This is a genomic window from Mesorhizobium sp. M0587, assembly GCF_040320945.1.
Taxonomy (GTDB): Bacteria; Pseudomonadota; Alphaproteobacteria; order Rhizobiales; family Rhizobiaceae; genus Mesorhizobium.
Window position 1 is genome coordinate 78,171 of the sequence record NZ_JAMYQP010000018.1, and the last position, 20,062, is coordinate 98,232.

The 20,062-nt window shown below is 58.5% G+C and carries 17 protein-coding genes; 13 read left to right on the forward strand and 4 right to left on the reverse strand.

Features of this window, described 5'->3' with window-relative positions; genetic code table 11:
- Positions 1-6: 6 nt before the first annotated feature.
- From NKI49_RS17975 to NKI49_RS18020, 10 genes are all read left to right on the forward strand, one after another.
- Positions 7-1,314 (forward strand): FAD-binding protein, encoded by a 1,308-nt coding sequence (locus NKI49_RS17975; RefSeq protein WP_023784677.1) that lies wholly within the window; start codon positions 7-9, stop codon positions 1,312-1,314.
- Positions 1,315-1,325: 11 nt separating this feature from the next.
- Positions 1,326-1,625 (forward strand): ferredoxin family protein, encoded by a 300-nt coding sequence (locus tag NKI49_RS17980; protein ID WP_352603600.1) that lies wholly within the window; start codon positions 1,326-1,328, stop codon positions 1,623-1,625.
- 179 nt (positions 1,626-1,804) lie between these two features.
- Complete coding sequence (gene nifA / locus NKI49_RS17985; RefSeq protein WP_502899537.1) at positions 1,805-3,568, forward strand: nif-specific transcriptional activator NifA; 1,764 nt, start codon at positions 1,805-1,807, stop codon at positions 3,566-3,568.
- Between the two features lie 239 nt (positions 3,569-3,807).
- Positions 3,808-5,286 (forward strand): nitrogenase cofactor biosynthesis protein NifB, encoded by a 1,479-nt coding sequence (nifB, locus tag NKI49_RS17990; RefSeq protein WP_352695697.1) that lies wholly within the window; start codon positions 3,808-3,810, stop codon positions 5,284-5,286.
- Positions 5,287-5,318: 32 nt separating this feature from the next.
- Positions 5,319-5,513 carry a 4Fe-4S dicluster domain-containing protein gene (locus NKI49_RS17995; protein WP_023672218.1) on the forward strand — a complete coding sequence of 65 codons (195 nt, stop codon included), beginning with the start codon at positions 5,319-5,321 and terminating at the stop codon, positions 5,511-5,513.
- A gap of 96 nt (positions 5,514-5,609) precedes the next feature.
- On the forward strand, positions 5,610-5,930 hold the full coding sequence (locus tag NKI49_RS18000) for a nitrogen fixation protein NifZ (RefSeq protein ID WP_023760366.1): 321 nt from the start codon (positions 5,610-5,612) through the stop codon (positions 5,928-5,930).
- The gene (gene nifT, locus NKI49_RS18005) at positions 5,927-6,139 is read left to right on the forward strand and encodes a putative nitrogen fixation protein NifT (RefSeq protein ID WP_023678250.1); all 213 of its coding nucleotides are present in this window, start codon (positions 5,927-5,929) and stop codon (positions 6,137-6,139) included. Before NKI49_RS18000 ends, nifT begins: the two co-directional genes overlap by 4 nt.
- A 33-nt stretch (positions 6,140-6,172) precedes the next feature.
- Positions 6,173-7,078: an SIR2 family NAD-dependent protein deacylase gene (locus NKI49_RS18010; RefSeq protein ID WP_352603605.1), complete on the forward strand. Its 906-nt coding sequence runs from the start codon at positions 6,173-6,175 to the stop codon at positions 7,076-7,078.
- 72 nt (positions 7,079-7,150) lie between these two features.
- Positions 7,151-8,995: an ABC transporter ATP-binding protein gene (locus NKI49_RS18015; protein ID WP_352603607.1), complete on the forward strand. Its 1,845-nt coding sequence runs from the start codon at positions 7,151-7,153 to the stop codon at positions 8,993-8,995.
- Between the two features lie 22 nt (positions 8,996-9,017).
- The gene (locus NKI49_RS18020; protein WP_352603609.1) at positions 9,018-10,910 is read left to right on the forward strand and encodes an ABC transporter ATP-binding protein; all 1,893 of its coding nucleotides are present in this window, start codon (positions 9,018-9,020) and stop codon (positions 10,908-10,910) included.
- 620 nt (positions 10,911-11,530) lie between these two features.
- Here NKI49_RS18020 and NKI49_RS18025 read toward each other — a convergent pair.
- From NKI49_RS18025 to NKI49_RS18040, 4 genes are all read right to left on the reverse strand, one after another.
- Positions 11,531-12,571 (reverse strand): LLM class flavin-dependent oxidoreductase, encoded by a 1,041-nt coding sequence (locus NKI49_RS18025; protein WP_352603611.1) that lies wholly within the window; start codon positions 12,569-12,571, stop codon positions 11,531-11,533.
- An 89-nt stretch (positions 12,572-12,660) separates the two neighbouring features.
- Positions 12,661-13,800 (reverse strand): histidinol-phosphate transaminase, encoded by a 1,140-nt coding sequence (hisC, locus tag NKI49_RS18030; protein ID WP_352603613.1) that lies wholly within the window; start codon positions 13,798-13,800, stop codon positions 12,661-12,663.
- 220 nt (positions 13,801-14,020) lie between these two features.
- Complete coding sequence (gene nifA, locus NKI49_RS18035) at positions 14,021-15,784, reverse strand: nif-specific transcriptional activator NifA (RefSeq protein WP_352603616.1); 1,764 nt, start codon at positions 15,782-15,784, stop codon at positions 14,021-14,023.
- 1,138 nt (positions 15,785-16,922) lie between these two features.
- On the reverse strand, positions 16,923-17,171 hold the full coding sequence (locus NKI49_RS18040; RefSeq protein WP_023813721.1) for a DUF2188 domain-containing protein: 249 nt from the start codon (positions 17,169-17,171) through the stop codon (positions 16,923-16,925).
- Between the two features lie 137 nt (positions 17,172-17,308).
- Here NKI49_RS18040 and NKI49_RS18045 point away from each other — a divergent pair, with 137 nt between their 5' ends.
- From NKI49_RS18045 to NKI49_RS18055, 3 genes are all read left to right on the forward strand, one after another.
- The gene (locus NKI49_RS18045) at positions 17,309-17,890 is read left to right on the forward strand and encodes a mobilome CxxCx(11)CxxC protein (protein ID WP_352486883.1); all 582 of its coding nucleotides are present in this window, start codon (positions 17,309-17,311) and stop codon (positions 17,888-17,890) included.
- Between the two features lie 14 nt (positions 17,891-17,904).
- Positions 17,905-18,090, forward strand: coding sequence for a hypothetical protein (locus tag NKI49_RS18050; RefSeq protein WP_196815355.1), 186 nt, complete (start codon positions 17,905-17,907; stop codon positions 18,088-18,090).
- Positions 18,091-18,566: 476 nt separating this feature from the next.
- Positions 18,567-19,895 (forward strand): dicarboxylate/amino acid:cation symporter, encoded by a 1,329-nt coding sequence (locus tag NKI49_RS18055; protein ID WP_352603620.1) that lies wholly within the window; start codon positions 18,567-18,569, stop codon positions 19,893-19,895.
- Positions 19,896-20,062 lie beyond the last annotated feature (167 nt).

Below are 20,062 nucleotides of genomic sequence, written 5' to 3' on the forward strand. Positions count from 1 at the left end.
ACGGACATGATCGAGGAAAACTTCGACGCCATTGTTGTTGGGGCAGGCATGTCCGGAAACGCAGCTGCTTACACCATGGCCAGCCATGGCCTAAAGGTGCTGCAGTTGGAGCGCGGTGAATATCCGGGCTCCAAGAATGTCCAAGGTGCCATCATGTACGCGAACATGCTGGAGAAGATCATCCCGGATTTCAGGGACGATGCGCCTCTCGAGCGGCATTTGGTTGAACAGCGGCTTTGGGTGATGGACGACACATCCCATACCGGGATTCACTATCGGTCGGACGACTTCAATGAGGCCAAGCCCAACCGATACACAATCATCCGTGCCCAGTTCGACAAATGGTTTTCGCGTAAGGTGCGCGAGGCCGGCGCGACGGTTCTGTGCGAGACGACCGTGACGGAGCTCATCCGTGACGCCAAGGACAGGGTTGTCGGCGTCCGCACAGATCGGGCCGGCGGAGCCATCTACGCGGACGTGGTCGTTCTCGCAGAAGGTGTCTGCGGACTGCTTGGCACGCGAGCCGGCCTGCGCCAGATGCCGAAGCCACAAACCGTGGCGCTCGCCGTCAAGGAAATGCATTTCCTGCCCGAAGAGGTCATTGAGCAGCGGTTCGGCGTCAAGGGCGATGAAGGCTGCGTGATCGAGGCGGTGGGCACGACCTCCCGCAGCATGGCCGGGCTCGGCTTCCTCTACACCAACAAGGAGTCGATCTCACTGGGCATTGGCTGCCTCGTCTCCGATTTTGCCGCGATGGTCGAGAGCCCCTACGTTCTCCTTGATGCCTTAAAGAGCCATCCTTCGATCCGGCCGCTGATCGCGGGCTCGGAAGTGAAAGAATATTCCGCACACCTCATTCCCGAAGGCGGCTACAAGGCTATTCCGCAGCTGTTTGGCGATGGTTGGGTCGTGGTCGGCGATGCCGCGCAACTGAACAACGCCATTCACCGCGAGGGTTCGAACCTCGCCATGACCTCCGGCCGCATCGCGGCTGAGGCAATCATCGAGGTCAACAGCCGCAACGCTCCTATGACCAAACGAAATCTCGCTCTTTACAAAGCCATGCTGGACAAGTCCTTCGTGGTCAAGGACCTAAAGAAATACAAAGATATGCCGGCCTTGCTCCACACCAATTCCTGCAATTACTTCACAACTTATCCGCGGTTGATGTCGCAAGCCGCGCAGAACTTCATGCGTGTCGACGGCACGCCGAAGATCGAGAAGGAAAAGGCGACCACGGCGGCCTTCATCAAGGCGCGCTCGCGTTGGGGGCTGGTCAGCGACGCGGTCCGCCTTGCATTGGCGTGGCGCTGAAGGGAGACGAAATGACGATCGCAGTGACAAAGTCACGTGTCGAGGACAAGCTTTACCAGAACCGCTACTTGGTGGATTCCGGCCGCCCGCATATCAAAGTGCGACCGCACGAGAGGCCAAGCGCGAACTTGCTCGCGCTTACCCACGTCTGCCCGGCGAAATGTTATGAGTTGAACGACAAAGGTCAAGTGGAGATCACTCCTGACGGCTGCATGGAGTGCGGCACCTGCCGGATTTTGTGTGAGACCAGTGGCGAGATCGAGTGGAACTATCCACGCGGCGGTTTCGGAGTCCTCTTCAAATTCGGATGACCGACGCACGCACGTATTAAGAGGGTTGATCTTGATACAGTTTAGGTCTCGCCCAACGCCAAGTCTATCTTCGTTGCTTCGATCGTCGCTTTGACGAAGAGAAGCTCGTGAATACTGTGCTTTCAGAATTCAGATAAAAAAGGAGGAGCACTCTGGACGACAACCCCTGAGGTGTTTCCATGACCCACGGACCGCAAGATCGGGTCGACGAGGTTGGACCTCGGGAGACCCGCCCTGAACCGCCCATCAAAAGCATGCCCCAATCAGATATCGCGCTCAGAGGACTCTACGAGATATCGAAGGTGCTGACCGCCCCCAGCGAGCTGGAGATTACGCTCGCCAATGTCGTGAACGTCCTGCCTTCATTTCTGCAGATGCGTCACGGAGCAATCGTCGTCCTGGACGCTGAAGGAGAGCTGGAGATTGCCGCGACTGCCGGCAATACCCACGTACGTCAATCAGGCACTCGCCGCGTCATACCACAGGCCGTAACAGATCAAATCGTCGCTACGGGGACGCCGCTCTTCATACCGGACGTGCGCAAGTCCCAACTATTTCAGGCTGACCTTCAAACGTCTTCGAGCATCGGAACCATCCCAATTGCCTTTATCGGTATCCCGCTAAAGGCTGATCATAAGATCCTTGGGACATTGTCGATCGACCGCGCCGGAGACGGCGCCACCGACTTTCGCGACGACGAGGACATATATTTCCTGACGATGGTCGCCAACCTTGTCGGCCGGACCATCCGCCTCCATCGCGCCCTGAGTACAGATCGTCAGCGGTGTGGCCATGAGCAATCGGGACCGGGGAAATCGCCCAACGAGGGGAGAACCTACGACCCTGCCCGGCATGCGGATGCCAAAATCGACGGGATCATCGGGGAAAGCCCCGCACTCAAGCAGGTGCTCGAAACCGTCTCGGTCGTAGCAGGGACCAATTCCACCGTGCTTCTGCGGGGTGAAAGCGGCACCGGCAAGGAATTCTTTGCGCAGGCCATCCATAAGCTCTCACGCCGGAGGAAGAAGTCTTTCGTCAAATTGAACTGCGCCGCACTGTCTGAAAGCGTTCTGGAGTCAGAACTGTTTGGGCATGAAAAGGGCGCTTTCACGGGTGCTATCTCCCAGCACGCCGGTCGTTTTGAATTGGCAAATGAGGGAACGCTGCTACTTGATGAAATCGGCGAGATTTCGCCGGCCTTTCAAGCCAAGCTGTTGCGTGTCTTGCAGGAAGGCGAGTTGGAGCGAGTCGGCGGCACCAAAACGCTACAGGTCGACGTGCGCCTCATATGCGCCACCAACAAGGACCTCGAGACGGCCGTCATAAAAGGGGAGTTCAGGGCCGACCTTTATTACCGCATCAATGTCGTGCCAATTATCCTGCCGCCGCTCAGAGAGCGACCCGGCGATATTCCACGCCTTGCGAACGCCTTCCTCAACCGGTTCAACAAGGAGAACGATCGCGCACTCGCCTTCGCGGCGCCGGCGCTTGACCTGATCTCGCAATGTTACTTCCCTGGTAACGTCCGCGAGCTGGAGAACTGCGTCCAAAGGACGGCCACACTTGCGCGCTCAAGGACGATCACTCCATCCGATTTCGCCTGTAAGAAGGGCCAGTGCCTTTCCTGGCTCCTCTGGAAGCGAGCCGACCGCTCGAATGGCGGCAATGCCATCGACGATCTCGCACGGGTCAACGCAGTGCCGGTCGGATTGCGGCTGCCGGCCAGTTGCATCGGTGCCTCCGCAGGCAAGATATCTCCCCTTACGCCCGGCGATCCGAACGATCCCGCTTGTCCCCCGCGTCTGGCGGAACGCGACCGGGTGATCGACGCGATGGACAAGGCCGGTTGGGTTCAGGCCAGGGCGGCTCGTATCCTCGGCCTCACGCCGCGGCAAGTCGGCTACGCCCTGCGCCGGCATGGTATCGTGGTGAAGAAATTCTAGACGTCGTGATGACGTCAACCGTAAGCAGCCCGGAGTGGTCTCGCTCACACTCTGCGCGCCCGAGGCTGCTAGCCTCGCGACCCTATTTGCTTGTCCACTGTCGTAAGCCCGACAAAGGTGTGTCGGAGCAATCCGAAGGAATCTGACACAACAAGCCTATTCGTGAACCGAAACAGCTCTTTGAGCTGGCATAGCTCTTGCGCTTTGAACTGCGACATCACGCAGCAACGGAGCCGTTCATGTCTGCACCGGCAATTTCGCTTGAGAGCCTCAGCACGACATTCGGTGACCAGTTGCTTGGCACCATGAAACCCGGTGGCTGCGCGTCTTCGTCCTGCGGCTCGTCGACAAAGCCCGACGAGCCGGATCCGGCTGTCTGGGAGAAGATCAAGGATCACCCCTGCTTTTCAGAAGAGGCGCATCACTATTTCGCGCGCATGCACGTCGCGGTCGCGCCGGGCTGCAATATCCAGTGCAACTACTGCAATCGCAAATATGACTGCGCCAACGAAAGCCGGCCTGGGGTGGCCTCTGAAAAGCTGACGCCCGACCAGGCGCTACGCAAGGCGATCGCGGTCGCCAGCGAGGTGCCGCAGCTTTCCGTGCTCGGCATCGCCGGACCGGGCGACGCCTGCTACGACTGGAAGAAGACGAAGGCGACCTTCGCCAGGGTCGCCAGGGAAATCCCAGACATCAAGTTTTGCATCTCCACGAATGGGCTCGCGCTACCGGACCATGTCGATGAGCTTGCTGACATGAATGTCGATCACGTGACGATCACCATCAACATGGTCGACCCTGAGGTCGGTGCAAAGATCTATCCTTGGATCTTTTACGACCATCGCCGCTACGTCGGCATTGAAGCCACCCGGATCCTGCACGAGCGGCAGATGTTGGGCCTGGAGATGCTTACCGCGCGCGGCATCCTCACCAAAATCAACTCGGTGGTGATCCCGGGCGTGAACGATGAGCATCTGATCGAGGTGAATAGATGCGTCAAGGAGCGAGGCGCGTTCCTGCACAACCTCATGCCGCTGATTTCGGACCCGGCGCACGGCACGCACTACGGACTGAGTGGGCAGCGCGGCCCAAACGCAATGGAGCTGAAGGCTCTTCAGGATCGTCTCGAAGGCGGCGCCCAGTTGATGCGCCACTGCCGGCAGTGCCGGGCAGATGCCGTCGGCATGCTTGGCGAGGATCGTGGCCAGGAATTCACGGCCGACCGGATTCCCGGCGAGGTCACCTACGATGCCAGCAAGCGTAACGCCTATCGGGAGCTGGTCGCGCAGGAGCGCCGTGATCACGTGGCGGCCAGAAGTGAAGCGATCGGATTGGTCAAGGCAGCCAGGCCCGGCAAATCCGTCCTCTTCGCGGTGGCGACCAAGGGCGGCGGCCGCGTCAACGAACATTTCGGCCATGCGAAGGAATTCCAGGTTTACGAAGCCTCGCCGAGAGGGATCAGCTTTGTCGGGCATCGCAAGGTGGAGAAGTATTGCCTCGGCGGCTTGGGCAAGGAAGCCGCCCTCGATGGCATCATCGCAGCCCTTCAAGGCATAGATATCGTGCTGTGCGCCAGGATTGGAACTTGCCCGCAGGATCAGCTCGCGGAGGCTGGAATCCAACCGACCGATGCTTTTGCCCATGACTATATCGAGACGGCAATCAGCGCGATTTACACCGCCACGTCAGGGGCCCCCGCACTCGCGGCGACGGCCTGAGCTGTCTCATTTCATTCGGACCAGGAGTTAAAATGGCTTTCAAGATCATCGCATCCCAATGCACCCAATGCGGCGCCTGCGAATTCGAATGTCCTTCCGGCGCGATCAAGTTCAAAGGCGAGAGCTACGTGATCGAGTCACAGAAGTGCACCGAATGCGAGGGGGTCTTCGATGCGCAGCAATGTGCCTCGGTATGCCCGGTGCCGAAGACCTGCGTTCCTGCGTGACCACATGGGCTGCCGACATGGTTGGGGCTGCCTATGCAGGACGCCTGGAACGCCTTGTTCACAATCTGCAGCCGCAAGAGAAATCAGGGAACGGACATGTCGCTCGGACGCGAAGAGGAGATCGAAATCCGCAGGCCTCCACGATTCATGCCGGGAGAGCGGGTACGTGCCACTCGCCACATAAAGAATGACGGCACCTATCCCGGCAGGGAAATCGGGGAAAATCTCGTGCGGAAGGGCGACGAGGGATATGTGCGCGACATCGGCACCTTTCTCCAGCAGTTCTTCATCTATGCGGTGGAGTGGATCGACCGTGGCACCGTCGTCGGCATGCGAGCGCGTGAACTGATGAGCCTCGACAAAGCCGAGGCGTCCTGCAGTGCTGAAAGCAATTCCAATGAAGGGACGGCCAGATGAAAGTCATGATCCGCAGGACCGATGCTGGCTTGTCGGCGTATGTCCCCAAAAAAGACCTCGAAGAGCCGATCATCAAGCTCGAGAAGGAAGAGTTGTGGGGCGGAACGGTCACGCTCAGGAACGGGTGGCGGCTCCTCTTACCCGATCTTCCACGGGATACGCGTCTGCCGATCACTGTCGAGGCAAGGAAGGTTTCCGAAGAGGACTGATGCTGCCGCTAAGTGCGTCGCGAGGAAACGAGCATGAATACGATCCTGACATCGGGCCACCTTGTCATAGTGCGGGACAGTTTTGCCGATAAGCTGCTTGACTTGGCGAAGGAAGCGCTCGCCGCCGATGAGGTGATCCCTTATCTCGGTCCGGGTCTTCTTGGGTTCAACTGTGCGGAACCGCCTGTGCCGCATACTCCGGAGGTCGTTGCCGCGGCACTCAATGCACGGGCGCCCGCCCCTTCCAGGATCCGCACCAATATGTGGTCGGTTGCGCAGTTCATCGAACAGCGCCGGCATCGCCGGACGCTTCAAGCTTGGATGACCGAGATATTCGCAGCGCCGGTGAGGCCAACCCTCCTCCACGCCTGGCTCGCAAGGCTGCCGCTCTCGCTCATCATCGACAGCTGGTATGACAGCGCGATGCGCACGGCTCTCGTGGAGACCGGCCGAACGGACGTCGTTGAGATACAAGGCGTCACGCGGGCGAACGAAATCGGCAACATTTGGACAAAAACCTACGATTTGTCCGGGAGGGAGCTCGACGCCCGATCGGGGGCAAAGACGGTCCTCTATGCACCTCACGGGAGTAGTAGGCCCTCGCAAAACTTTCTCGTCGCAGATTCCGACTATGTCGAAGTCCTGACCGAAATTGATATCCAGACACCGATCCCAGACGTGGTGAAGGAACGGCGCATCACCCGTGGATTTTTCTTCGTTGGCTGCCGCTTCAACGATCAGATGCTGCGCACCTACGCCAGACAGATCATGAAACGCTCCCGCGGTCCCTATTGCACCGTAATGGACGCGGAAACCCTGACCAGAAACGAAGCGCGTTTCCTTGCGGCAAGCGGAATCACGGTGATCGACATGCCACTTAGTCAAGCGGCGGCTCGGCTTCTGGGAACGGGCAAGGCTGCAGGTTGTGGACAGGATTAAAATGGCGGTCGCCTTTGATGATGCGTCCTTCGGCTTTCCTCGAAGGCGCAAAATGCAGTCGGGAATACACCCGTGAACAGTGATGCTGTCGGCAGCGCAACGAACGCTCTGAATTCGTTGACCCATGTTGAAGCGGCGCGCTGGGGCCGGGATTTGAGTACGCTGTTGCGCATAACGCGTATGAATTTTCGGCATCCCTGGCAGGTCGCCTTCGCTATGAGCTCGACGATCATGGCGGCAATCCTCCAGTTGCTCATTCCCCAGCTTCTCGGCCGGGCTGTCGACCAGGCCCAGACAGCCATCGGGGGCGGTGTCGCCGGGAGCGCGGCAGGACAAGCGCTCTGGACCCCGGCTCTCCTGCTGCTCGCCGTCAGCGCGCTACGCGGCCTTTTCACGATGGCGCAGAACTATTTTGCCGAAGCCGTCGGGCATCATGTCGCGTACGAACTGCGGCTCGCCTACTACGACAAGATCCAGCGTCTCAGCTTTTCCTTTCACGATCGGGTCCATTCAGGCGATCTGATCACCATCGGAATGCTCGATCTCCAAGGCGTGCGGATGTATTTTTCCACCGCGCTCGTTCGCGTGGTCCTGCTCACCATGCTGATCGGGATCGGCGCCTACATGATGATCTCGATCGATCTCATGCTCGGCCTGGTCGCGCTGAGCTTCGTGCCTTTTGTCGCCTGGCGCTCATCGACCACACAGCTTAGGCTGCGCGCCACCTGGCTCGACCTCTATGAGCGCCTTTCGGTACTAAGCCGCGTGATGAAGGAAAATCTCGCAGGCATCCGCGTGGTCCGCGCTTTTGCGGCTCAATCCTATGAGATGCTGAAGTTCGACCGCGCTTCCAAGACCGCGCTCGGCCTCGCCAACGATCTCGTTGACATCTACGTACCCAGCACGTCGGCGATGACCTTGTCCTTCTTTTTCGCAATGGGATTGGTGCTTTGGATCGGTGGCAACAAGCTCATCGCTGGCGAGATCAGCGTCGGAACGATGGCGACCTTCCTGACCTTCATGACCATCCTGCAAATGCCAGTCCGCCAGATCGGCCTCATGGTCAATGCCTTTGCCCGCGCTTCCAGCTGCGGTTCGCGGCTTTTCGGTCTCCTCGATCAGGAGATCACGATCAGGGATGCTCTCGAGGCCAGACCGCTTGAGATAAGCGACGGCACTCTGCGCTTCCACAATGTCTCATTTGCGTACCCCAATGTCGAAAACCGCGCCATTCTGAAGAACCTCAGCTTTGAGGCCCGGAGAGGCGAGACGATCGCGATCGTCGGTCCGCAGGGTTCCGGCAAATCGACGATGGCTCATCTGATCCCCCGCTTTTACGACGTGACCGGTGGCGCCATCACGTTGGACGGCCAGGACATACGCAATGTCACCCTCGAGAGCCTTCGGAAGGCGGTTGCCGTTGTACAGCAGGATGCGTTCCTGTTCACCACCACGATTGAGAACAACATCGCTTATGGCGACCCCTGGGCGAAGAGACAGCGAATTGAACGCGCTGGCGAATTCGCCCAGCTCCACGACTACATCCTCGGGCTCCCAGCAGGGTATGAGACGGTCGTGGGCGAACGCGGCGTCTCTCTCTCTGGCGGCCAGCGCCAGCGTCTCACGATTGCTCGCACCATGATGCTGCGCCCCTCTGTCGTCGTTTTCGACGACTCGATGGCCGCGATCGATGCCGGCACCGAGCAGCGCATTCGCGCGGCGACGCGGCGCTTCGCCAAGGATCGGGTGACGATCATCATCGCGCACCGGCTGAGTGCGCTTATGCATGCCGATCAGATCCTTTTTGTCGATAACGGCGAAATCGTAGAACGCGGCACGCATGAAGAGCTTCTGGCGAAGCGGGGACGCTACAGGGCCCTTTACGATCTCCAGACGCGCCCAGGTGATAGCATATGACCCAGTATGGGGGCGCCCGCTGATGGACCAGGGCCCCGGCGAAATGGAAGCCGAACGTGACGACGGCAGACGCCCTCCGCGCGCGGTCGTCGGCTCGCACCGGATCGAGGAGGAGATGTTCGGCCGGGCTTTCGACAAGAGCATCCTCCGCCGGATCTGGGGCTTCGTCCATCCCTATCGGGCAAAGGTAGTTGTCACGATTGTCGCGATGTTGATCTTCACCGGGACGCAGCTTCTCATCCCCTTGATCATCCGCTACGCGATCGACCAGGGCATGAACCCGGCAGCGAGCGATCGCTCAGCCCAGCTTGCGGCCGTCGGCGCGTTCCTTTCGGCGATTTTGGTCAATTTCGCCGCCGGTTACATGCAGGAAACCTTGGATGGGAAAATTGCCGAAACTGTCCTGTTCGACATCCGCCGCGCCATGTTTGGCCATCTGCAAAAGGTTTCGCTCTCTTTCATGGACAAGACTGAGGTCGGACGCCTGATGTCGCGCCTGCAAGGCGACGTTAACTCCATACAGGAGTTCCTGGAAACCTCGGTATATTCCCTAGGCGATGTTGCACTTCTCTTCGGCATCGTTTTCGTAGTGCTGTGGCTCGACTTTCGCCTCGGCCTCCTGACGCTGTCGGTTCTGCCGATTCTGGTGATCGTCCGCATTGTCTGGCTGCCGCGTGCCCGCGACGCCTTCATGGCTGCACACGAAACCAATTCCGTCGTCAATGGCGCGCTGGCCGAAGCCATTCACGGCGTGCGGACCATACAGTCGATGGATCGCCAGCAGGTGAATTTCATTCTTTTCGACGACCGGGCCCATGCCAACCTCAGGACCCAACTGATCGCTGCCAGATATGCACTGGTCATGGTGCCTATCGTCGATGGCCTCACGGGCCTCGCCTTGGCCGCCGTTATTGTGGTCGGCGGCTCGATGGTCGTGAATAGCCGTATAGATGTGGGCGTGTTGGTAGCCTACCTGTTTTACATCCAGCGCTTCTTTGACCCGATCCGCTCACTCACCCTGCAATATTCGATCATGCAGCGCGCCATGGCCTCAGGCAAGCGCCTGACCGATGTGCTCGATGTCAAGATCGATGTTCAGGACAAACCCAATGCCGAGGTACTTTCGCCCGAAATGGACGGCTCGGTCGAGTTTAGGGACGTCACATTCGGCTACGATCCGAACCGTTCGGTTCTGAAAAATGTCTCCTTCAGGGTCAACCCCGGCGAGACGGTCGCACTGGTCGGACCGAGCGGTTCTGGCAAATCGAGTGCGATGGCCCTGGTCCACCGCTTCTATGATGTTCAGCAGGGTCAGGTGCTGGTCGGCGGGCATGATGTGCGCGACCTCACCCAAGAATCGCTCGGCCGCCAGGTCGCCATGGTGCTGCAGGAGCCATTCCTGTTCACCGGGACGGTCTTCGAGAACATTCGATACCAGAAGACGGAAGCCACGCGCGACAAGGTGATCGAGGCGGCGATGGCGGTCGGCGCGCATGACTTCGTCATGAGCCTCGCCGACGGGTATGAGACCCAACTTGGCGAACGCGGCGACAACTTATCTCTCGGCCAGCGCCAGCTTATCAGTTTCGCCCGCGCCCTCGTCGCTGACGCCAAGATCCTCGTGCTCGACGAAGCTACCGCCAACATCGACAGCTACACGGAATTGCAGATTCAGAAGGCTCTGATCAAGCTGCTTGAAGGGCGGACTGGCCTCGTCATCGCCCACCGTCTCGCCACGATCCGGGGGGCCGACCGCATCCTCGTGCTTCAGAATGGCCAAGTTGTTGCGACTGGCAACCACGATGAGCTAATAGCCATGGGCGGCCTGTATTCCAAACTCTACTATCTCAACTACGCCTCCTTCGACGACATCCCCGAACACGAGACCACCGTGCAAGCTGGCTCCCAGACTTGACTTTTTGGCGGCCTTGTGGTAGTGGCGTTGACTTTCGGGCGTGTCGGCGGACCACTCAGGCACCGCAGACGGCCAGCAGGCAGCATTCAAGGACAAGCACTCCTCGCAGTTCGTGAAGACCGGCTGCGAACGATTTCCTCCAGCATCGTATCCCGACCGCGGTGCACCCCCATCATCGGGCGAGCTCGCTCCCGGTGGTGGCTGGGCGTAGCAAAGCCGCTCGCGAGCGCGCCCTCAACAGCGCCGTAGCGAGTGGCGGCTTTGCTACCGCCGGGCCGCTGATGAAGCTGGAGGCGCCGCACCGACGCCGCCCCGGGCGAGAAGAACCTCTGCGGCGGGCTATGGGCAACGGGTAGCGCGAGCGCGACGAGCAGACGCGTGCCTGCATCGTGACGCGCTCGGCCATCATCTCCTTAGGATCATGCAGGTTCACAAGATGGCCCAGACGCCAGCCAACGCACAAAGCTGGTATTCTGTGCCGCCGGCTCGTCGTCAGTTTGGCCTCCCTCCCGATTGCCCGTCCCCACCACGTGCACGCTAGAGCACGTGGATGTGAGGGAGCGCTGTACAACGATTCAACCTCAGACTGCGAATTTCATGGTCAGCCAAATCGAGCTTGGTCAGCCAAGTCGAGCCATGATTTCGGATTGAATGGTCGTCGCGGTGTACAGGGAAGCATCTAGCGGCAGATTCCCAAATGCCAGTTGACAAAGCAGGTAGTTGGCACCTGCCTCTTCCAACTGACCTAACAGAGCTTTTCGCACAGATTCTGCTGATCCTACCACGCACAATTCACTCTCGACTGCCGCATCGAAGGTCAGCGGCAGGTTTGGTGGAGTGGGGATAGCGTTAAGCTCGTAAAGGAATTGGAAGCTCTTGAGCCAGCGTTCGTAAGCAGGTGCCGCGAGCGAATAGGCATGTGTGTCACAACGCCCAACCACGACCATGCGGAGCAATCCGATAAATTGCGCCTGATCCCCCGCGCCAGCGTTGTCCTCTCGATAGGCGCGGAACGCATCAGTAGTTTTGCGAACAGAAGAGGAAGGTCCTACACACGCGATATTTGTTCCATTCGCAGCCGCCCAAGCTGCGGACTCGGGTCGATTGGCAGCGACCCATGTCGGCGGATGTGGACGCTGATGAGGTCTTAGCGTCAAAGGAACGTCATTGAGATCAAAATGGCGGCCTTGATAGCATAGCGTGCCGACCTTCATCGGATTAACAAGTATTTCCATGAGAATTTCGCTGGCTTCGGTATAACGGCCCGGCACCGCGTCCGCACCAATCCCGAAGTAGCCCAATTCGATCGGGAGAGCACCGCGCCCTATGCCCAGTTCGAGCCTGCCACCGCTCAACTGGTCCAGCATACAGATCTCTTCGAACGCACGCAGCGGATGATAAAGCGCAAGCAGCATCACCAAGGGTCCGAGACGCAAGCGCCGGGTGCGCTGGGCGACGCTCGATAAGAACAGATTCGGCGATGGACCTCTCCCATGGGGAGTACAGTGGTGTTCTGCCAGATGATAGGCATAGAACCCTAGCTGATCGCACGCCTCTGCTAATATCAGGCGATCTTCGTACTGCCGGCCGATATCGCGGCCATCCTCGTCCAGATGATCGAAGATGCCGAACGCTAGGTTTGAAGGAAAGACGTTTGTCACTCGATAAGTCCCCGGTTTTAAAAGCAGGCTGTTCTCTTGCTGGGATGACCGAGCAAGTCGGAAGAGATGTGTGTGATCGCCGATTAGCGTCAGCGTAACGAAGAAGCAGAGCCTGACGCTTCCCTGCCCTTGGAGCTTGGCACCGTTAAGCTTCCAGCAATGTCGCCAGCGGCAGCAAGAAATGCATCCATCTGCTCTTTTGTGCCGATGCTGACGCGGATGCAGTGTTCCAAGCCTCTGTCCGGAAAAAACGCGACAAGTATCTTCTGCCTTTCAAATGCTGCTTGCCACCATGAGCCGTCCTGTCCCGCGGGCACACGGGCCAGCAAGAAATTTGCGCGGGAGGGCGTTACGGAAAATCCGAGTTGCGACAGCGCGACTGTCACTCGCTCTCGTTCATCCTTGATGTGCTTGTGGTTCTCTGCGTAGGCGCCGCGATGCGCAAGCACGCTGATACCAACGGCATGCCCGATGACGTTCATGTTGAAGACGTTCTGGATGTTTCGCAGCCTGCCAATAATTTCAGGGTGACCGAAGCCGAAACCGACGCGAATGCCGGCGGCGGCATAGCTTTTCGAGAATGACCTCAAGATCAGAACGTTCGAATACCGGTTGATGAGGCGCAGGCCGTGATCGGGTGCAAAGTCGACGTAGGCCTCATCAAGGACAACCAAGCGGTCCGATTGTGCTACGAGGCGTTCGATATCGCTTATCGGGAGGAATGTTCCGGTCGGATTGTTTGGATTGGCCAACATAATGAACTTGGCGTCTTTTGCCGGACCGGAAAGCAATTGCTCCATTGGCAGGGAATGAGCTTGACATCCGATTTCGAGAAACTCGGCGCCCTGAATCATGGCAAGTTTGCGGTTGAACGAAAACCCTGGCGACATCATCGCAACCTTGTCGCCAGGCGCGAGGAAAGCTCTGTAGATGAGTCCGAGCAGTTCAGACGACCCGTTGCCTGCGATGACCTGATCCCTGGAAACGCCATAGGTGCTGGACGCCGCTTCCCTCAAGCTGATGTTATCGTCATCCGGATATAGATACTGGCACTTGAGGGCCGCCACTGCACTTTGCATTATGATTGGCGGCAACGGAAACGGGTTCTCATTCGTATTCAGCTTGACAAAATTTCCGTCCGGCGCTGGTCCGTTGGACGGCAGAGCATCTAACTGTCGCGTCACTGGCGGAAGAGCCGAAAGCACAGTTTGCAGTTTTGCATCGGACATATTTTAACTCCGTTTCAGTCACAAAGGGGGCATCCGTATGAGCTCGCAACGAGAGCAACATGGCGGACGGGATTGACGATGGAAGCGTTGCCTCTCACACGATGGTCGCAACGCAGACACGGGAATTCGGCCAGGCTATCCTCTGTCAATCGAGTGGACGCGGACGCGGATCTGCATCGCTGCCGCAAGGCGCTAAGCAGCTCAGCTCATCTCCTCGGTTTCAGATACGCTTGATCTCGACGCCGTATTTCCTTAGCACGTAGCCAATCTGGCGCGGGGTCAGTCCAAGGAGGCGCGCTGCCTTTGCCTGCACCCAGCCACATCTTTCCATGGCAGCAATGACGCGCTCTATGTCGGGGTTCCTCGCGCCAATTGGGTGTGTTGCACCGGCACGCGGGACTGTAGTCGCGGCCGAACAGGCTGCCGCATCCGGCGTGGCCGGATTCGCTGACTCCGGCAGGATCGGCGATGGTTGCAGCGCGGCCTTGCCCGATCTGCACTTCCACAGCGCCTCGGCAAAGCATTGGCCTTGGGAGCAGGCAAAGTCGTTTCTCCCGATTGATAGTCCCTCGGCCAGGATCGCTGTCCGGTGCACGCAATTTTCAAGCTCGCGAATGTTGCCGGGAAACTCACATTTCATCAGCACTTCAATCGCACGCGGATCGAAGGTGAGCGTACAGCCGTTCTCGTCGTTGAACTTCTTGAGAAACTCAGCTGCGAGGAGCGGAATATCGCTGCGCCTTTGGCGCAATGCTGGTACCAGCAAGGGAACCACGTTGATGCGGTAGTATAGGTCGGCGCGGAACTCATTCCTTGCAACCGCCTCTTCCAGGTTCCTGTTCGTGGCGGCAATCACGCGAACATCGACCTTGATGGTCTGATTGCTGCCGACGCGCTCAAACTCCTGCTCCTGCAGCACGCGCAGTAGCTTTGCCTGGAACGAGGCCGAGATCTCGCCAATCTCATCCAGAAACAACGTCCCCTTGTCAGCGAGCTCAAAGCGCCCCTTGCGGGAATTGAATGCGCTTGTGAAGGCACCCTTCTCATGACCGAACAATTCGGATTCCAGAACTGTCTCTGGGAGCGCTGCACAATTGAGTTTAACGAAGGGCCGCTTGGCGCGCGGCGACAACTCGTGAATTGCCTTGGCAGCCAGCTCCTTTCCGGTACCGGACTCGCCTCGCAATAGAACCGTGGTTTTTGCCTTGGCTACGACCGCGATCTTCTCCAGCAGCGCGCTTATCGCCGGACTGTCACCAATCATCCCCTCGACATGAACCTTTTTGCGTCGGGGTGCAGGGTGCTTAACACCAGAAAATTTCGTTTGCAGCCGGTCTTCCAACTCCAGCGGTCGCTCGCGGTCGCCCGCGGAGAAGCGATGCAACTTGACCGTCTGTCCCACCATGTTGGCAATCATGGTGAGCAGCCGGACATCGTAATCGAGCCTATAGCTTGACCTGCTTTCCAAAGCCCTGTCCATAGTCAGCGCGCCTACGGCGTTCCCATCAACACGAATGGGAACGCCGATGAACGACACGGTGTCGGAGGCCCCAAGCACCTCGATGTCAGCGGCAGTGAAGGCCGGATGCATCGCTATGTCCTCGGCGATGAGCGGCGTGTCCGTCGTCACAATCTGATCGATGGCGTTGCGCGGCACCCGCGACCGGGAGGGCTCATTGCTGTTCGTGTCGCAGTCGCTGGCCACGGTGATGTCCAGTCCGCCCTCGGCATCGCAGAGAGCGATGATGCCGTGCCGCATCTGCACAAACGAGTGCAGGAGATCAACGACCTTGGTCAACGTGAGTTCGAGCCGGGCGGGATCGGTGAGTATTTTCGATATTTCGAAGATTCCGGTGAGGGCGCGCTCGTGCAATGCCCCATTCGCAGGATTCGTCTCGGACGTTGGACAACCCCTTATCGCATCCGGCAGCGATATGCCGCACTCGCTGGCATTTTGTTCTGATTTGCGAATGTTGTGGTGCATGTGATCCTCGATCTCGCGCCATCAAACGTAGGCCGGCGGCATGTGCGCCCGCGACGTCGCGAGCAAGCGCGAAAATACTCCGACGTGAACTCGTGCGGCCGCCGTTTGGTCGAGTGCAAAGCGGATCGAACCCTGATGCATCGCTTGGCTCTCCCCTCCACGAAGCTTGGCCATGGTCTCGGCTTGCACCAAGGCAACCACACGTTGTTTTCAAAAGACTGGAGCGAGGCGGGATAGTCAATCGAGCTTTCTTTCATTCGTGAAAGGAAACCTCGCGGCATATGATAGAATTCATCAATTCTGTTTTTGCCGTTGAACGACGGAAATACTTGCGCCGGCGATGCGGTGCCCGAGCGGCTGACTGCGCCGAGTGTAAATGCCGGGCCGTGCCATTCACCAGCGCCCGCGAAGGAGGGGCGGGAGCGAGAATAACCGCCAACGACACTGGTCGGTTGCGGCAACCGCCATTTTTTCTCGAGTTGATCATGCGGCGGCGGTGTCGCGTGTGAAGGCGCGAAGCTGGAGTCGAGTACGGCTTCGTAGGCGGTGCCTCGCAATTTCTGAATCGCATCGTCGTGGTCAGCACCAACGGCGTCAACCTCTACGTCTCGACGTCGCGCGGGAGCGTTGCAAAGAGCACAGCAATTCTCCGCTCTGATGCCACCGATGAAACCGCGAGCCAGAGGGATCGACCGGCAGCACTCTGTCAGTGAACATCAACGGGTCGTGCTGGACCCTCGTCATTCCCGCCTTGTGCCAGCGCATTCATCCCATCATGGGTGCCACGGCTAGTCAGGGAAAGCGAAGCTCTCGGCCTCCTCTAGACCAACGGATTTGCGCCATGTGGCGCGGGCGTTCCGGCGAGAGGAACTCGCCTCTTACACAAGGGATTGTCACACGATGTCCGGAAGCCCGTCAGGGGTTCCCTAGAGCCGTGGTCACAACCGCGGCGGAATGGCCGGAACGGAAGTGCCTGAGGAACACGCAAAGGGCGGGATGCGTCGATGCTGGAAACCTATACCCGCCAAGCGAATTGGCGTAGTGCCAATTCAGGCAAATATGATGCTCACCTGCCGTGCAGGCAGGCGACCTGGAAAAGCAACCGTATTAGGCCTGCGGCGTCGCAGCGTGGAAGGCATCAATGTTCTTTGTCTTTCGGAGGATTGGGATCGTTACCGCCGCCGACCGAGTCCTTGCTACGAATTTTTCCGTCGCGGCCCTTCACCGTCAGTTCGCCACCGCCCTGGTTGGTGATCTTTTCCTTGGCGGATTGAATTGCGTCCTTCTGCGTATCATGCACGAAGCCGCGATCGGCGTCATTTCGTCTGTCTACCCACTTTTTGTCGGCAGGGCGCTGATAAACGGTTCTGTCAGGCTTCTTTGTCATGAAGATTGATCCTTATGAATATCAGTAAAGTACGGATAATTTTTCCATTCACAACCTACCGTGCTTCACTTCCACATGTTATTCGAGGCGGCCGACCGGCAGTTCCCGCTGAGTTAATGTTTTGTCATCGAGCTGACATGATCACTGAAGCTGAGATGCGCACAAAAGCGTGGAATTCTGCGCTGAACTGCCATGGCACATATACCGTTTTTTCGCGCCGTCTGAGGCGACTTAAGCTTCTTACGAGGCTGCGCGATTTCTGGGCGTTCGCAATTCCCATCATTCTTGGCGCTATTGCGGGCTCAGACGCATTCGGACTGCCAGCGACTTACCTGACGGTGCTTAAGATTGGTCTCGCGGTGGCCGCGGTAATCCAACTGCTTTTCGCTCTTTGGGCAGTCTTCAGCCGATGGGACGACGATCTGGCCTATAGCTCACGTGCCATGCGCGATTCATATGAAATGGAGGAGGCCTGGCGTGCAATCGGCGAAAGTCGAGTCGACGATATCGCTCTCGAATTCAGGATGCGGACCGATCAACAAAAAATCATAGATTCCCATGACATCGAGAAGGACATAACGTCCGAAGAAAAGAACCTAGGCATGCGAAACGGGCTGATCGAGTATCGAAGGTTATGTGCGGTGTGTAACGAAATCCCCATTTCTCGACGTTTGCGTTGGTGGCCAAAAAAGAAATGCGCCGTTTGCGGCGGAAACTAAATAAGGAGAAGATGATGAACGATGAACTGCGCAAGGTTATCCGGGGATATACGAAGTTGTCTCTGGGTGATCGGAAAGAGTTTGTAACACGGATCACCCGGCCTGGGGCCGAAATCGGCACACTCAATGAGCGTATCGAAAAGTCTGAACAGATTACGATGGGACCGCTTGGAAGCGGCTGCCCCTGCTGCGGGCGTTGATTTGCCAAAATGGGTCGTCCAAAGGCCCATCCGAATTATTCTGTGCATTGCAGCGGCTGCATAGTCGTAGGCTGTCCAGAAACGAGCGCTTCCGAACGGGGTAAGTTAGCCTGTCATCTGGACGGGCTTATGAACAGGCGACCTATTTGGTACGCGCTGGCGCCAGCGATGCGGCCCGGTCCAGAGCAGGCTAAAACGGGGAACCCACCACGCTCTGTGCAGCAAAACCGCTAGCCAGAGGGATCGACCGGCAGCACTCTGCCAGAGACCATCAAGGGCGTGCCGAACCGCGGCCATCCCGCTGGTCTGACACCGCATTCCTCCATCATTGGCGAGCCCACGTCAGTTCAGGTCATGCGGATTCATCTGGCATGGGTATTGCGGCGGCGTTGGTGCAGCGTTCGACCGGAGCGCCGCGATAGGGAGAAGCCCGGGAGAAGCCACGCCACCTCGATCCGGTCAGGGAGAGAGAAACAGTGTCAGCTGCACAAGTTCGCGGCGCGAGTCCCGCGCCCCGCAAACCCTTCTACACCAAGCTCTACGCCCAGGTGCTTGCCGCCATCGCGCTCGGCGTCGCAATTGGCTATTTTTATCCGGAGACCGGCGAGAGCCTGAAGCCGCTGGGTGATGCCTTCATCAAGCTGGTCAAGATGATCATCGCGCCTGTCATCTTCCTGACAATTGCCACCGGCATTGCCGGCATGAACGATCTTCATAAGGTCGGCCGGGTCGCCGGTAAAGCAATGGTCTATTTCCTCACCTTCTCGACGCTCGCGCTGATCGTCGGCCTCATCGTCGCCAATGTCGTCCAGCCTGGCGCCGGCCTCAACATTGATCCGGCCTCGCTCGATGTCCAGGCCGTGAATACCTATGCCGCAAAAGCCAGCGAGCAGTCGGTCACCGGCTTTCTGATGAACATCATCCCGCCAACGATCGTCGGTGCCTTCGCGGAAGGCGACATCCTGCAGGTGCTGTTCTTCTCGGTTCTGTTCGGCATGGCGCTTGCGATGGCCGGAGAGCCGGGCAAGCCTGTCGTTTGCTTCCTTCAGGCGCTCATGGCGCCTGTCTTCAAGCTCGTTGGGATTCTGATGAAGGGCGCGCCGATCGGCGCTTTTGGCGCAATGGCCTTCACCATCGGCAGATATGGCATCGGTTCGGTGGTCAACCTCGCGATGCTGGTCGCGACGTTCTATTTCACCGCCTTCCTCTTCGTGTTCGGGGTTCTCGGCGCGGTCTGCCGCTACAACGGCTTCTCGATCTGTTCTCTCATTCGCTACATCAAGGAAGAGCTGCTGCTTGTCCTCGCAACGTCCTCCTCGGAGGCGGCGCTCCCTTCGCTGATGCAGAAAATGGAGAAGGCGGGCGCCAGGCGCTCGGTTGTGGGTCTCGTCATCCCGGCCGGATATTCATTCAATCTGGACGGCACGAATATCTACATGACGCTGGCGGCCCTCTTCATCGCGCAGGCGACGAACACGGATCTGTCCATCGGCGATCAGGTGCTGCTGCTGCTCGTAGCAATGCTTTCCTCCAAGGGCGCTGCAGGTGTCACAGGCGCGGGCTTCATCACCCTGGCGGCTACGCTCGCCGTAGTTCCGAGTGTTCCCGTTGCTGGGATGGCACTGATACTCGGCATCGACCGCTTCATGTCCGAATGCCGGGCGCTGACGAATTGCGTCGGCAACGCAGTGGCATCCCTCGTCGTCGCCCGCTGGGAAGGAGAATTGGACCGAGCACAGATGAAAGCCGCCTTCTGCGGTCATCAGCTTGCCGAGGCATCAAACCGGCTACCCTCCTCCCAATAAGGTGGGCGGCCCACGACCTGTTAAGTCGCCTAGCCGGTCACATGAACTGAACGACCGACCCGCAGCCTCTAAACGGCTCCTCACGGACCATGTAGCAGAAGCGCTAAATGTGTGAGTGCAAACCGTCACCGCCCTTTAAGCGAATGAGCCTTTCAGTATACCCGGCC

Coding starts and splice junctions, on each gene's coding strand:
- NKI49_RS17975 (WP_023784677.1), top strand. CDS start 7: ATGATCGAGGAAAACTTCGACGCCATTGTTGTTGGGGCAGGCATGTCC.
- NKI49_RS17980 (WP_352603600.1), top strand. CDS start 1,326: ATGACGATCGCAGTGACAAAGTCACGTGTCGAGGACAAGCTTTACCAG.
- nifA (WP_502899537.1), top strand. CDS start 1,805: ATGACCCACGGACCGCAAGATCGGGTCGACGAGGTTGGACCTCGGGAG.
- nifB (WP_352695697.1), top strand. CDS start 3,808: ATGTCTGCACCGGCAATTTCGCTTGAGAGCCTCAGCACGACATTCGGT.
- NKI49_RS17995 (WP_023672218.1), top strand. CDS start 5,319: ATGGCTTTCAAGATCATCGCATCCCAATGCACCCAATGCGGCGCCTGC.
- NKI49_RS18000 (WP_023760366.1), top strand. CDS start 5,610: ATGTCGCTCGGACGCGAAGAGGAGATCGAAATCCGCAGGCCTCCACGA.
- nifT (WP_023678250.1), top strand. CDS start 5,927: ATGAAAGTCATGATCCGCAGGACCGATGCTGGCTTGTCGGCGTATGTC.
- NKI49_RS18010 (WP_352603605.1), top strand. CDS start 6,173: ATGAATACGATCCTGACATCGGGCCACCTTGTCATAGTGCGGGACAGT.
- NKI49_RS18020 (WP_352603609.1), top strand. CDS start 9,018: ATGGACCAGGGCCCCGGCGAAATGGAAGCCGAACGTGACGACGGCAGA.
- hisC (WP_352603613.1), bottom strand. CDS start 13,800: ATGTCCGATGCAAAACTGCAAACTGTGCTTTCGGCTCTTCCGCCAGTG.
- nifA (WP_352603616.1), bottom strand. CDS start 15,784: ATGCACCACAACATTCGCAAATCAGAACAAAATGCCAGCGAGTGCGGC.
- NKI49_RS18040 (WP_023813721.1), bottom strand. CDS start 17,171: ATGACAAAGAAGCCTGACAGAACCGTTTATCAGCGCCCTGCCGACAAA.
- NKI49_RS18045 (WP_352486883.1), top strand. CDS start 17,309: ATGATCACTGAAGCTGAGATGCGCACAAAAGCGTGGAATTCTGCGCTG.
- NKI49_RS18050 (WP_196815355.1), top strand. CDS start 17,905: ATGAACGATGAACTGCGCAAGGTTATCCGGGGATATACGAAGTTGTCT.